At 33.8% G+C, this 14,946-nt stretch carries 14 protein-coding genes; 1 reads left to right on the top strand and 13 read right to left on the bottom strand.

The window, feature by feature from the left end:
* Positions 1–4: 4 nt before the first annotated feature.
* Positions 5–1,123 (top strand): lipoprotein N-acyltransferase Lnb domain-containing protein, encoded by a 1,119-nt coding sequence (locus ACFSR3_RS03970; protein WP_379819822.1) that lies wholly within the window; start codon positions 5–7, stop codon positions 1,121–1,123.
* Between the two features lie 67 nt (positions 1,124–1,190).
* On the opposite strand, the gene ACFSR3_RS03975 is transcribed toward ACFSR3_RS03970, so the two are convergent.
* The 13 genes from ACFSR3_RS03975 to ACFSR3_RS04035 form a co-directional block, all read right to left on the bottom strand.
* Positions 1,191–3,116: a polysaccharide biosynthesis protein gene (locus ACFSR3_RS03975; protein WP_379819823.1), complete on the bottom strand. Its 1,926-nt coding sequence runs from the start codon at positions 3,114–3,116 to the stop codon at positions 1,191–1,193.
* A 269-nt stretch (positions 3,117–3,385) separates the two neighbouring features.
* A complete protein-coding gene (locus ACFSR3_RS03980) occupies positions 3,386–3,964 on the bottom strand; it encodes a PglD-related sugar-binding protein (RefSeq protein WP_379819824.1) in 579 nt (192 codons plus the stop codon).
* Complete coding sequence (locus ACFSR3_RS03985; protein ID WP_379819825.1) at positions 3,957–4,913, bottom strand: MraY family glycosyltransferase; 957 nt, start codon at positions 4,911–4,913, stop codon at positions 3,957–3,959. Before ACFSR3_RS03985 ends, ACFSR3_RS03980 begins: the two co-directional genes overlap by 8 nt.
* A 5-nt stretch (positions 4,914–4,918) precedes the next feature.
* Positions 4,919–5,815, bottom strand: coding sequence for an NAD-dependent epimerase/dehydratase family protein (locus ACFSR3_RS03990; protein ID WP_379819826.1), 897 nt, complete (start codon positions 5,813–5,815; stop codon positions 4,919–4,921).
* Positions 5,816–5,824: 9 nt separating this feature from the next.
* Complete coding sequence (locus ACFSR3_RS03995) at positions 5,825–6,871, bottom strand: hypothetical protein (RefSeq protein WP_379819827.1); 1,047 nt, start codon at positions 6,869–6,871, stop codon at positions 5,825–5,827.
* 33 nt (positions 6,872–6,904) lie between these two features.
* Positions 6,905–7,492 carry an acetyltransferase gene (locus ACFSR3_RS04000; RefSeq protein WP_379819828.1) on the bottom strand — a complete coding sequence of 196 codons (588 nt, stop codon included), beginning with the start codon at positions 7,490–7,492 and terminating at the stop codon, positions 6,905–6,907.
* Entirely contained in the window at positions 7,485–8,567 is a 1,083-nt protein-coding gene (locus tag ACFSR3_RS04005; protein WP_379819829.1) for a glycosyltransferase family 4 protein, read from the bottom strand. The genes ACFSR3_RS04000 and ACFSR3_RS04005 overlap by 8 nt, the downstream gene beginning before the upstream one ends.
* Positions 8,568–8,698: 131 nt before the next feature.
* Complete coding sequence (locus tag ACFSR3_RS04010; protein ID WP_379819830.1) at positions 8,699–9,790, bottom strand: glycosyltransferase; 1,092 nt, start codon at positions 9,788–9,790, stop codon at positions 8,699–8,701.
* A 3-nt stretch (positions 9,791–9,793) separates the two neighbouring features.
* Positions 9,794–10,738 (bottom strand): hypothetical protein, encoded by a 945-nt coding sequence (locus ACFSR3_RS04015; RefSeq protein ID WP_379819831.1) that lies wholly within the window; start codon positions 10,736–10,738, stop codon positions 9,794–9,796.
* Positions 10,725–11,975 (bottom strand): hypothetical protein, encoded by a 1,251-nt coding sequence (locus tag ACFSR3_RS04020; protein WP_379819832.1) that lies wholly within the window; start codon positions 11,973–11,975, stop codon positions 10,725–10,727. Before ACFSR3_RS04020 ends, ACFSR3_RS04015 begins: the two co-directional genes overlap by 14 nt.
* Positions 11,975–13,114: an NAD-dependent epimerase/dehydratase family protein gene (locus ACFSR3_RS04025; RefSeq protein WP_379819833.1), complete on the bottom strand. Its 1,140-nt coding sequence runs from the start codon at positions 13,112–13,114 to the stop codon at positions 11,975–11,977. The genes ACFSR3_RS04020 and ACFSR3_RS04025 overlap by 1 nt, the downstream gene beginning before the upstream one ends.
* A 24-nt stretch (positions 13,115–13,138) precedes the next feature.
* On the bottom strand, positions 13,139–13,600 hold the full coding sequence (locus ACFSR3_RS04030; protein WP_379819834.1) for an acyltransferase: 462 nt from the start codon (positions 13,598–13,600) through the stop codon (positions 13,139–13,141).
* A 121-nt stretch (positions 13,601–13,721) separates the two neighbouring features.
* On the bottom strand, positions 13,722–14,945 hold the full coding sequence (locus ACFSR3_RS04035; RefSeq protein WP_379819835.1) for a hypothetical protein: 1,224 nt from the start codon (positions 14,943–14,945) through the stop codon (positions 13,722–13,724).
* Position 14,946 lies beyond the last annotated feature (1 nt).

A 14,946-nucleotide genomic window follows, 5' to 3' on the forward strand; every position in this document is an offset into this window, starting at 1 on the left:
CATCATGCAAAACATTAGAGTTTTAACTACTTTATTATTCACACTTTTAGTAACCGTTAAAACTTTTGCTCAGACTCCTCTGTCTCCACAAGCAGAAATAAGTTTGTTAACCTGCGGTCCCGGCAAAGAATTGTATTCTGTTTTTGGACACACTGCCATAAGAGTGTTTGACCCATCCAACCGATTTGATGTTGTATACAACTTTGGAACCTTTGATTTTGACACTCCTAACTTTTACCCCAAATTTGTAAAAGGCGATTTGCAGTATTTTGCTTCAGCAAGCTCTTATGAAGATTTTGTATATACTTATCAGTATTACAACAGGGATGTTTTTTCACAGGAACTGAATCTTAACCATCAGCAAAAGCAAGCTATCGCAGATGAACTTGCTGCTATATTAGGAAGCGACAAACGTTTTTATACTTACAAGTTCATACATCGCAACTGCACGACTATGGTTGCAGACATTATAAATAAATATCTGCCTGAAAAAATATCGCTAAAGAATTCAGACAGTGGAATGACTTACAGGGAAATCATCCATAAAAGGCTTGACGGGATGTTTATTGAAGATTTAGGCATAAACATTGCCTTTGGCGCTCCTACTGATAAAACTTCTGAAAAGCTATTCCTTCCCGATGAACTTTTACAAGGTGTAAACAACACTACCACGGCATCAGGGCCACTGGCAAAATCTACAGAAACAGTTTTTAAAGCCACTATAGAAAAACAATCTTTTAGCTTTAATAGCATTTACGTTTTTACTGCTCTATGCTTACTATTATTGCCTCTTGCCGGAAAAGAACTGTTTCAACGCTCATTTTTAGCCATTTTTGGGATCTTAGGTATCTTTCTGACTTTTTTAGGAATGTATTCATTACATACAGAACTAATATACAATTACAATGCATTATTATTTAACCCTTTGTTCCTAATATTGCTATATTTTATTTTCAGCAATAAACAAAAAGCGATTATAATTACTTCTTACACGTGTTTAGCGCTACTTGGACTATATACACTATTAACACTGAATAAACCTCATCTAATCTCCCTGTTACCTTTAATCGCGTTAAGCGCAATAACACTAACAAGGATTATTCTGAGAGCTAAAAAGAATTAATACAACTATCATAAAAAAAGAGAGAGCAGTGTAACTTAACTGCTCTCTCTTTTTTTGGTATAACTCCTTATGAAGTCTTTTTATCTAATAACTCATAGGAAGAGTTCATACTTATGTATTCCGGCACTATAAGCTTCATTCTTGCAACAACCTCTTCAGCATTATAATTGTTAGCCGATTCTATAAGTTCAGAAAGATTAAGCTTCAGGCTATCAAAATTCTCGTATTCTTCCTGAGCAATCATGATTTTCTCATGGTGGGTAGGAAGCGTTTTAGATGTGTCATTAAGAAGCTCTTCATAAAGCTTTTCGCCAGGTCGCAACCCTACAATCTTAATAGCTATATCTTTCTCAGGCACATAACCTGCAAGCATAATCATTTTTTTAGCAAGATCGATAATCTTAACCGGCTTACCCATATCAAAAATATAAATCTCACCACCTTTTCCCATAGCACCGGCCTCAAGCACCAGCTGACAAGCTTCAGGAATGGTCATAAAATAACGGATTATATCAGGATGCGTAAGTGTAATTGGCCCGCCATTCTCAATTTGCTTAGTAAAAAGAGGCACTACAGATCCATTAGAACCTAACACATTACCAAAACGTGTAGTAATGAATTTGGTTCGGCAATTGCCATCTTGCATAAGGATATTATTATGCAGCGATTGCACAAATTTTTCAGCAATACGCTTGCTGGCACCCATTACGTTGCTTGGATTTACGGCCTTATCTGTAGACACCATAACAAAGCTGTCAGCATTATACTCACAAGCCAGTTCAGCTACATTCTTAGTACCCTGAACGTTTACAAAAATCGCCTGAGATGGATTCTCCTCCATTAAAGGCACGTGCTTGTAAGCTGCAGCATGATAAACTACCTCAGGCCTGAAGCGTTCAAATATCTTATCAATTGCAATTTTATCCCTAACATCGGCAATAATGCTGTATATTTCAGAATTACAATCATACTTACTCATTTCCAGGCTTAAATGATGTAATGGCGTTTCTGCCTGATCCAGCATTACAATAATAGCAGGATTAAATTGTATAACCTGTCTTACTATCTCACTTCCGATAGAACCCGCAGCACCTGTAATAAGAACCGTTTTTCCTTTTAGCTGTGATGAAATGGATTTATTATCCAAAACAATCGGTTTCCTTTCAAGCAAATCCTGAATCTGGAAATTCTTAACCTTTTTAGATATTTCCTTCTGGTCCTCCCAGTCAGATATAAGTGGTACCGTATATACTTTGTAGTTAAACTCAAGACATTCGTCAACCAAAGCAAGTTTTTCTTCTTTCGAAAGGCTTTTATCAGCAATTACAAGAGCTTCAGCATTAAATATCCTCATTAAAACCGAAACCTTCTTCTTGTGTTGAAGTATCGGAAGCCCCAATATCATTTTTGATTTGTTATGGCTTGATTTATCTATGAATCCAACAATCTTAAAACGAGCAGGAAGTTCTGATTTAAGAGCATTAGCTACAGCTATAGCATTAGCATCTGATCCATAAATAATAGCTCTGACAAGCTTTTGATTATTAAAATTAAAATAATTCTCAAATAACTGCTTTACCATGACCCTATATAGAAAAAGGCAGCTAAAAGAAAAAATTGCATTTATCAGTATTCCAATATTAAGATAAAGCAAATGACCTGTAATATTATCAAAAAGAGTATTGATAGACAGTAGTAAAAATGCAGTAGTAAACTGAGAGAAGAAAATCTTTACTGCATCTATATAAGATGAGTGTCTGATAATACCAGCATATGTCCTAAATGCACGGAACGACATTATACTTACTATAATATATAGTGGTATGCTTATAGACAGATTCTCCTGCTTTATATAAACAAGCCCGGTACGATATATCAGATAATATGATATCACACCGGTAAAGGCAACGACCATAACATCCAGCAAAAGGATTATCCATCGCGGGAGATATCCCAAACTTTGCAAAGACTCCCAAACTTTAAGGGAACTCATTTTCTTTTTCTCACTCACAGTAACATCAAATTATCAGCCGCAAATTTCTCCAGCTCTCTATACAAAAGCCTAAATTAATGCAAAAACCATGTGATTTAACATTAATTCTAACGAATTTAACTATTCGCGTATAGGCTAAACAGAAAAACCTCAAGATTGATAATTCAATTTTCAGGTCGATATAGCTGGTTGGGTTTGCGCTACAAATGTATGTAAAGTATTGCTTTAAATTATAAAAAAACTGACAATTTTACAGACAATCTACTTGTTTAGCTATTAATAGATTGCTTAATAATGGAATTGTCTTCAATTTCACATTTAGTAATAACAGAACAATTAGAAGTTATATATACCTGTTCGCCAATTATAGCTCCCCCGGTTATACTCACTCCCGGCATTAAAACTGAATATGGACCTATAGTTGCATCGTGCTGTAAGAAGCAGCCCGTATTAAGGAAGCAAAAATCGGACACCATAATATCTACGGTAAGCACACATTTATCGGCTATGTAACATCCCTTCCCTATGCTAACAGTATCATTATCATGTATTGACGCTCCGGGGTGTATAAGCGAAGGAAAATCAAAAGAATAATCACTAAGGCTATCGATAATTTTTTTTCTGACCTGCGGATTGCCAATTGCAAGTATAACCGCCAAATCCTCATTATCATCTTTAATACACTGTAAACCACCTAAAACAGGCAACCCATTCACAATAGTACCTGCCAATACACCATCATCTATAAAACCAAAGAGATAATAACCATCGAGTGGGTATTTTTTTAAGACCGCCTGAATTTCGCGACCTACACCTCCTGCACCTATTATGACAAGTTTTTTAGGCATTTCCAATAGCGATTTTAGCTTTGACCGACTTTCTTATAAAAAAATATACTACCGACATAATTCCCAAGATACCAAAAGCAACTGCCAGCGACATTTCGTTTTGAGAAACAAGATATATAATCACAATATTTATCAAGAGCTGTATAAATGCATAAACTATTGAAACCTGTACATGCGGCCATTTCATCTCATTAGCAAGATATTGGTACAAATGACTTCTGTGAGGCTGAAAAATATTTTCTTTATTTTTTAACCTGTACAAAATAGTTATAACTGCATCTATACCATAAACACTAAAGAAAAGTATGTATGCAGGTTGTTGTATCTCGAAAATCAATTTGATCATAAAATAAGCAAGAAACAATGCCATGCTAACACTACCTACATCTCCTGCAAAAGTTTTTGCCTTTTTCCTGACATTAAAATATGCAAAAACAAGGCAGCCGAGCCCCATGGTAGCGAGTATTTCAAACGATGGGGTATCTCTATAAATCCAGCCAAAAGATGAAATAGCAACCAACGCATAAAGCACCGTGATACCATTAATGCCATCCATGAAATTAAATGCGTTTATCCATCCTATCGCTAAAATAAAAACCAACGGAATTATAAACAGTAATCCTTCATTAAGCATACCAAGATCATACAATACGAGTGAAACGGCTATAAGTTGCGAACCTATGCGTGGCAACTGGTGCAGAGGTTTTATATCGTCGATAAAGCTTATCAAGCCAACAAGAACTATTGCTATCGTAGCCGCTATCGATGCATATCCCAAAACACAGGCAATAATCATTGCTAAAGGAAATATCATCCCTCCTCCCCTTAATGTAATTGTAGTATGGGAAGATCTGTGATTAGGCTTATCGATAATATTAAAACAATCGGCAATTCTGAAGTAAACTAACTCCAGAATAAAAAGGAGAATTATAATTATTAGATAAGACATCAGATTTATTTAAAAGAATTAAAAGTTTTTATCAGACCCTCCTTAGCAGAAACCGGAAAAGGTTTCCCTATAGCATTCGTTATACTGTAATTACTTACAACATAATTCTCAGTGAGTTTTTTAAGTCTTTCCGAGTTAAGAGGCAACTTAGCAAGATCTCCAACTTTAGCCATACCGTTAATAATTCCTTTAGGTATCTTCCATAGCGATATTTTCTTCGAAAGGCTATTTCCTATTAACGTGATCAAATCGTTTGTAGATAATGCTTCATCATCTGCAAACTGATATACTCCCGATGCTATCGGCCTGCTCAAAATTTGCTCTACCGCAAAACACAGATTATCAATACTCAAAAACGATCTTTTATTTTCGTAAGCTGCCAACGGATAAGGAATCCCTTTTTTAACCACAGAAAACAACAGGTTAAGATTCCCTTTATTTCCGGGACCATGTATCATACAAGGTCTTATGATAAAGAGGCGTTTGCCCTCCGGCAGCTGTTTCGATAAAAGATACTCCTCAGCTTTATGCTTGGATTGCCCGTAGGGAGTTTGCGGATTAGGGATAACATCTTCAGTAAGTACACCTTCAACTGTATCTGCAACAGCTTTTACGCTACTGAAGTATATAAAATCTTTTATATCACTGCTAAGGAAAATATCAAAAAGCTTTTTTGTCAGTTCAGTATTAACTTCAAAATATTCATTGGCAGCACTGGTATTTTTAGTATCATGCGCTTTTCCAGCCAAATGAATTATTGCCTGGGCATCAGCCGCAATATTATTTTCCCAGTTATCCTTCCTTAACGAAAGTGGACTTATCAAAAAGCCCTTCTCTTTTAGATAAACCGAAAGATTTTGACCAACAAAACCCGATGCCCCTGTAATTATTGTATTTTTCATACCTGTTTATTAGTTCATTCCCGAAATCCAAATATTAGGCTCATTTTCAACAAAAACACAATTAAGCCACCCGTCAATAGACATCCGCTCGTACATTTCAGCACTCACATCTTCATAATCAGATTCAAAAAAACTTCTGTCCAGATGCATATTTGCACGATCTATTATGTATATATTTTGGGGATTATAAAAAGAATATTTTTTCACTTCAGCATTTGTAGTGATCATTTTCTTTCCGGCTCCAACCGATTCGAATGTACGCATAGTAAGCCCCTTTTGCCCCGGATGATTAATATCCAGAATAACATTTGAAACCTTATAAAGGTCTAAGATCTCTAAAGTGGTCAAACTTGTAAAGCTTAACTTTTTATAATCAAACTCTTTGAAGGTTTTATCAAATTTTCTTTTATAAAAATAAACAAGCTTACCATGCATAAAATAATAATAGAAGCTTTTCAGGCCATGATCATCACACCATTTAATAACTTCACTACTTATCCTATACCTATCTGAATGGGCAGTGCCTAAAAAAAGTAAGTCGTATTTTAGAATCCCGCTATTATTTTTAATATTTCGATAACCGTCTAAAAAAAACAAGGGCCTGAAATTAATATTATATTTTAAGGCATCTTCACTATCAAAAGTAAATTTCTTATCAAAATAACTCAGTATAGTTGTAGGATGAGTATGATTTGTAAAAGAATCCCAGGTATAAAATATCATCTCACATTCAGGATGTATTTGCTTAAATTGCTCTAAAAAGAATGCAGGTATTACCTCACCCCTGTTCACGAATAATATATCGTAATTTATAGCAGTAGTTTCTTTAAGAATATTTCTATAATATCCATCTATCCTGTGCTGATAAATATTTCTTTTAAGTCTTATAATACCCTTAGTAAATGTACTATTGGACGGCCTTTCATCATAATAATCTACCGTTGCTCCAAACTGTTTGAGTTTACCAATAATTTCTTTTTCTAAACCAAATGTCTGCACCGAAAAGAATATTATTCTTTTATTTTTTAATTTTTCCGTTAGTGTCATCTTAACCATTCAATACTTTAATAATCAACATCTGCAAACTACTTATATTATCTTTTCCCATTTGTTTGTATCAAAGTTGAATCTTTTGATGGGCTTAGCCGGCGATCCTACAGCAATAACATAATCAGGAAGGCTTTTAGATACAACAGAATTTGCACCCACTATTGTGCCTTTACCTATCGTTACACCCGGCAATACAGAAACAAATTCTCCAAGCCAGACCTTATCTTTAATTACGACAGGCTTTGAATACATTTTCCTTTCAGCAGGAATACTATCAGGTGTACTGTCGTGTTCATCGCCGCTATAGCTACCGTGAGAGCAATCCGATATATAAATTTTGCTCGCCATGAGTACATTATCACCAATGATTACTTTTTCCATAGCTGTAATATGTACGTAATCATTCATCTGCACATTTTTCCCTATAAAAAGCACCTTTTCCTTTTTAAGAGGATATGCTTCTAACCTACAGCCAAATCCTGTGGTAAAACCTTCGGAAACATCCATATAATTTTTGCCTCGAAGATCTATAGGAAAGCGTATAATTCTTGCTTTTCTAAAAGTCAGCTTTGTCCTGACTAAAGAAATACATAAATGAATATAACCGGAAATTGTGTAATTACTCATTATAAATATTTTTATACAGCTCAGAAGTCTGTAGGTACGTTTTATCCCAGTTAAATTGTCCCGCCTTTAAAAAACCCATCTCAATCGTTTCTTCTCTGAATTTGCTGTTCCTGGATAATTCTTTTAACAAATTAACAACATCTACTGCATCAGGCTTTGCAATCATAAGATGTTTATTTGCAGCTACTTCAGGTAATGATGAACTATTGAATGTTATAACCGGGCAGCCCGCTTTTTGGGCCTCAACAACCGGTATACCAAAACCCTCATACAAAGACAAGTACAACAAGCAATAGGCTCCGTTATAATATAAATTCAGGTCTTCTACTCTTACATTCTGAAGCGCCTTAAAATTACCATTACCCAACTTTGAGTCGAGTAAATTAACTTCAGCCTCGGTTAATTGTCCTCCTCCAATCATTAATAACGGATAACCCGCCTGTGCACAACATTCAACCGCAAACCCAAAGTTTTTATAAGGCGTCCTCCTGTCTCCAACATATAATATATATTCCCTCCAGCCAAAAGGATGCTCAATACTTTCATTTTTGTTGACAGGCCTAAAACCTTCATCAACTCCGTTATATATCACATGTATTTTTGAAGCATCTGCCTGAGGAATAAATTTAATCAAATCTTTTTTGGTGTTTTCCGAAACGCAAATAATAGCTTCTGCACCCAGTATCGAATTATTTTTTTGATAGGTATGAACCTTTTGCCTTATTCCGCTAACAAAATATTCATATGTAAAATCATGAACCGTAGTGATATTTAAAGCAGACTTTGCTTTATTAAGCCTGTAATGCGACGAATGAAATATATGTTTTTCATTGTCATTAAGTTTCACGTCTAAATATCGTTTTAGATTTAAAAACTTTGAGGATCTGTCCTCAATATCCTCTTTATCTATTTGTAATTGCTTCCTGAATAGATTTGCCTCGGCAGTATCATACTCAATAAGGTAACAGGCAAAAGCAGGATCTTGCAAAAGTCTTTGAAGATGCTGCTGCCAAACGACAGAAGCTCCCCCGGATTTTTGAAGTGAAAAAATTATATTATCTAAAACAACATTCATATTCTTATCTAAGAAGGGATTAGTTTAATGTACAAAACATCTGCATCATTAAAAGAAATTGAAAATAATTAGCTGTGACTATAACTTAGTCATTAAAGAATCATTTTTTATTTACAGCTAAATTAATCCGATTATATTATATTCAAATAAGATTCCATGATTCTTTTTGATTCAAACTCCCGTAAGGCTGGAAAATCATTATCTTCAAATTTTTCACCCATCATTTTCAGGATAGCGGCTATAAATTTATCTTCATCAAATAAATCAACAATCTCTTTTGTTTCAACATCTTTCAAAATTTCTTCTGCACCACTATTCGTAACCGTAACCACCGGTACTTTAAGAGCAAGAGCCTCAACATACACAAGCCCCATAGATTCTATAAGCGAAGAATGAATCAGAAGATCAGCTCTCTTTAATATTGGTAAAGGATTTGCAAAAGCCCCCAGCAAATAAACAGAATCTTCCAGTTTTAATTTTTTTATTTCATTTTGAATCTTCTCCTTTTCAGCTCCTTCACCTAAAATAATCAAATTATGGTCAAATGATGGAACCGACTCTTTTATATTAGAAAAAGCCTTCAACATAAACGGATAATTTTTCACAGTCTCCAGTCGGCCTACTGCAATTATATACTTTTTTGAAAGAAGTCCGGAAAGAGAATCATCAATAGGCTGTTTTGCTTTTTCAAAAAAATGGCTGGTCAGTACAGCATTATAAATTGTAATAACCTTATCCGGTTTGATAGAATAATTAGTAATCAAATCATTTTTAATACCCTCAGAAACAGCTACTACTTTTGTGGCATGGTTGTAGGTTCTCTTTATTAGAAAAGGGGCTATCTTACCCACAATCCCAAGCTTATCCATTTCTACATCCTGATAGCTGTGCTGATTAGCTATAATTTTCATTTTGTTAAACGCAAAAAAATTACATATAACAGCTATAATGTTAGGATACGTTGGTCCGGAAATAAGGCAGTCAGCCGATGATTTTTTGATATATTTATACAAAGGACGGAAACATTTGCGTAGCCTGCTGTCTTTAAAAGCAATTACATTTATTTTATCACTTAATTCGCTTTTTAATTCACCTACATTCTGGCAAACAATAAAATCTACTTTGTGTCCTTCGTCTACAAAACAGTTTGCAAGGTTTACAAAAGCACGCTCAACCCCTCCTACGTTTAAGCTAGATACAAAAAAGGCTATATGCATACTCATAAGTTAATTTAGTAATTCTTTTACCCAATTAGAAATCTCAAGCCTTTCAACATCCTTATACTTCACATCAAAATCAAAAAAAGAAGTATCTATAGTAACATTTTCCCTATCGATAACCTGAATCATTTTTGGGTCATAAAAAGGTTCCGATTTTATGTATGAATTTGTGGTTAAAAGCTTTTTACCATTACCAATAGTTTCAATTGTTCTCATTGTAAGACCAGACTGCCATGGATGATTGATATCTACAATACATTTTGCTCTCTTATAATACTTTACAGTTTCTCCCAAAGGTATTGTCTTCGAAGTAAAAAAAACCGAAGCCTGCAGCGTTTTTTTCAAATGAACCATGTAAAAATGAATATACCAGGGATGAAAAACCCTAAAATGATATTTAAGTCCCTTAGCATCGGCATATTTGGCAATTTCATTTAGAATCTCAATACGATTACTATGCCAGATACCTATAAAAACAAAATCAAGGTCCTGAACAACGTCACTCTTGTCAGGCTTTTTATAAAAAAGCGGTAGATATCCTATATTTAATTCTTTGGCATCCTGACTGTCAAATGTTTTTACAACATCAAAATAGGGAATCATAGCCCTGTAATCGAAGTTTTTAAAAGAATCCCACTGATACAGGATTTTTTTGAAAGTATAAGATTCACTTATATGTTTCCAAAAATCAAGATTGGGTGTTTTTCCTCCTATTACCAACAAACAGTCATAATTAACTGAATCCAGTTTACTGAGTACTTCTTTTTGATACCTCTCTTTGTATTTTTTCAGTAAGCTATAGGATTTAGTACAGATGGTATAAAAAAGACCCGAGTTTTTATCTTCTAAAAAGTCAACAGTATACCCTTGTTGCTCTAAAACTGACATTATCATCTTATAGTAACCAAAATAAGCAGGAGCTATTAATAGTATTCGGCTATTGGGCTTCATTTATGTAATTATTTTTTTTAATAAATATATCTTTATGTGTATAAATTGCCAGAGCAAATAAAAAACAAAATACAGAACTGGTATAGTTTGCCAAACGAATGAAACCAACCAATAAAATAACTATTGCCATACTATTCATTTCATTTACAAAAGAATCCTTTCCTTTATATCTTATTCTGTAAAACAATACCAGCATTAAGAAAACTCCAATAAAAGAATATTCAGACAAGACCTTAACATACATAGACGATCCGTCAAGCCTGTTTAGAATTATGGAGTCTTCATTTAAAGAATAAAAATCATCAATATATCTGTCATAATTATTTTTATGAGTAAAAAAACCGGTTCCTAAAGGATTATCGGTAGCAGAACTCCATGCGACCTGTGCATTTGAGATTAATGCAAAAGCCGATAGATTTTCGGCAGACTGTAATTCAGATGCATCAACAAACAAACTCTCCTTCTTTTTACTAATGTTGGTATCAAGATAAAACAGGAAGAAGAAAACAAAAAAGCAACCAAATATTAGAAGTAAAATACTTTTACTATTTAACTTAAAAGTGGTAAAATAATGGTAGGCAAAAATTATTATTAACGATGTGTAGGCAACAAACGAAAAAGTAAGACAGTAGGCCAAAAGTATCAGAAACACTTTATTTTTGGAAATATCGTATTTTGCATATGTACCACTAACAAAAAAGCCTTTCACAATAAAAAACACACAAGGCATCATTAATAATGCAAAATGCGCAGGCTCCTGAGTTAATGAGTTGATTTTTAGTATTCCGTTAACATCACCAAAATTTCTTTCAAATCCATCCAAATAGGAGAAATTATACAAAAAACCAATACCAAAAAAGTAACCAAAGATTTGCACAAAGCCTATTATAGAAAATATCAGACTTAGGGAAAAATATTTTTGTATTACATATTTAATCTCATTAGTACCTATTATACTCAGATACATATAATAGGCACTTAAAAAGATTATTATTCTTACAAATTCAACTATATTAGTTATATCCAGAAAGGCAAGCCTTAAAATACTGATCAAAAACATATAAGACAGCATTACAAATAAGGTTTTATTTATTCTGAAACGGGTTACATATACCCCAAGTATAAAAAGCAGGATTACAAAAACCTGAGACAGCGAAATAGGCAAAAAAGTCATGGGCATACCCGACAAAAAAATTCCCCCAAGCGCTAGAAGATGTAAAATCCTAGTTAGCTTCATTATTTCATCAAACCTTTTTCCTTCATTTCTGCAATCGAATTCTCATATTTGCTTTCTTTAACTTCCTGAGTGATTACCCATTCAGTAAATTTCTTTATGCCATCCGAAAAATTATAGCTTGGAGAAAAACCTAATAGATTTTTGATTTTCGTCATATCTGCATAGTTATGCCTGATATCGCCAAGTCTGTAATTACCGGATATAACAACATCTGTAGAAGATTGATAATTTTCTATCAGTTTATTTGCAACAGTAATCACATCGGTAGCCTCACCGGTACCAACATTAAACACTTCACCGTTTGCTTCATCCTTCTCAAGTCCTAAGATAGTAGCATCAACAACATCTTCAATAAAAACAAAATCTCTAGTTTCTTTACCGTCTTCAAAAATATTGATGCTTTTTCCGTTTCTTATAAGAGTAGAAAAAATAGACAGAATACCTGTATAAGGATTCGATAAAGATTGACCCGGACCATAAACATTCTGATACCTGAAAGCAACCGGTGCAATACCTATTGTAGGGCAAACTGTCATAATCATTTGCTCCTGATTCTGTTTCGTTATTCCGTAAACCGATGATGGATGGATTTTAGACTCTTCGTCTGTTGCCACAAGTTTCAGCTGAGTTGATATACCTTTATATTTAACTTCAAAATCACCACCTGACATAAACTCTTCAGTCCTGTGTTTTGGATAAACGTAAGTATTTAACTCATCCGACCAATATCTACCTTCTCCATAAATAGATCTTGATGAAGCAATAACCACTTTTTTTACAGAATGCGGCTCGTTTGCAAGCAAATCCAGCATAATTGCAGTACCACCAATATTTACCTCACTATATTTTTCAATTTGATACATAGACTGTCCTGTTCCCGTCTCTGCAGCAAAATGTACAATTGCATCCTGACCTTTTATCGCCTCAGCCCAGTCACTTTTACAGGTAACCGTACCATTAATAAATTTCACTTTTCCTTTAATCTTCAGGAACAGAAAAGAATTATTTTCAGGATCTTCTCCATGGATCTGTGGCGACAAATTATCTAAAACAGTAACAGAATATCCTTTATTGATTAATTTAAGTGCGAGATTAGAGCCGATAAAACCGGCACCCCCAGTTATTAATATGTTTTTCATTTATTTCAGTTTATAAATTCTCAATTAGTTGGTTTTAATCCATTGGTTGGTTTCAAAGCAGTAACGCTTAATTACTTTGGCCGGGCTACCCACAGCAACACTATAATCAGGTATATCTTTAGTCACTACAGAATTAGCCCCTATTACACAGTTTTTACCTATTTTAGCTCCTATCACGCAAACATTTTCTCCCAACCAGCAGCCATCACCAATTACTACCGTTGCAATTTGCTTAATGGGCTGCTTAATAATTGGCAAAGATACATCTTCATAGCCATGAAGGTTGTCAGATATATAAACTTTATCTGCAGTTAGCACATCTTTGCCTATAATTATTGATTTAGTCGCATATATGTGATTTAGATTTCCTATACTGGTACCATCTCCTATAATCAATTCGCAATGCTCAGCACCTGTAAGAGGCAATGCCGCAAGCCAGGATCTGTAAGCAATGTATACATTCTCGCCTATACTAATATTTTGCATACCATCAACTTTAAGAGGCAACACAATATTAGATTTTGAACCAAAATATTTAAACTTAAATTTATAAAGAAGCTTAAAAACCCTAGTTGAAACAGCAATATATATCCTATTATTTATCATATTAAGTAGCAATTAACTTTTTAGGAGAAATGAGCATGTAAACAACTAACAGATAAATAAACCTCACAAAATTGTATATCACATAACAATATAAAATATTTTGGAGTGTAAAATTCTTATATGCAACAAGCATAATAACCATCACAATATATATAATAATACTAATTAAATCGCTATGAAAGATAGGCTTTAGTTTTACTATACTATTCAACAATAAAGTTATCGGATCTCCTAAAATTTTAAAAATCAAACCAGGAACTATTGTATAAACAAAAATAACTGACCCTACATGAGCAGGGAAGATATAAGATACAATCGGATCTATGAGTAATATTACTCCAATTCCGCCAACCATGCAATAGGACAATATCACAAAAAAATACTGCCTGATAATCGCTAACAAGTTAGAATTCACTCCATCTTTAGCAGAGGATATACTACGTGGAAAATAAAGACTATTTATAGATGCCGGAATTAATGACCATAAAGTCACTAATAAAAAAACTATATATAATCTTCCCAACTGTTCTTCTCCTAAAAAAGTGATTATACTCCAACGTTCAATTTGCATATGAAGTAAAACGAATATACCTGATAAAAAAGGTATAAAACCGAATGATAATATGTATCTTATATAAGAGAAATCAAGAATAAACCTTTTTGGAACAGCTTTTCTGTATAATAGAAATACTAATATTACAAATAGTAATGGTTGTATAAGCAGGCTCATAAGTGCTCCATAGAGCCCAAAAAGGTAAGCCAAAATAAGGCACAGTATACTGGCAAAGGCACTAATACCATTTGCTAAATTGAGTTTTCGATATTCTAATGCCCCTATTAATGAATTTGTTAACCAATTCGTAACCAGCATACATAAACCCATAATAAGACTAACCGATATAACCAGTAAATCATCATAATATCCCAATAATTTGATCAATAGAGAAATCCCTATTAACATACAAAAGAGACATCCAAAATATGAGAATATAACATTATTAACCTTGTTATCTGAATTGTTTTCTCCCAAGGCAATAAGCCGATAGCCTCCATTTATCAAGCCTAACTGAAAAAGTCCAATAAATGAGGCGGCAGTACTTACCATAGTAATTGTCCCTAATTCAGTAAAATCGAAAAATTTCATAAAAGCAAACGAACGTACAAAACCCAGAAAGGCCACAATTATATTTACAACTATAAAAATTAAAGCTTGTTTATTTTTCAAT

The sequence above is a fragment of the Flavobacterium suzhouense genome (genome assembly GCF_042684765.1).
Classification (GTDB): Bacteria; Bacteroidota; Bacteroidia; order Flavobacteriales; family Flavobacteriaceae; genus Flavobacterium; species Flavobacterium suzhouense.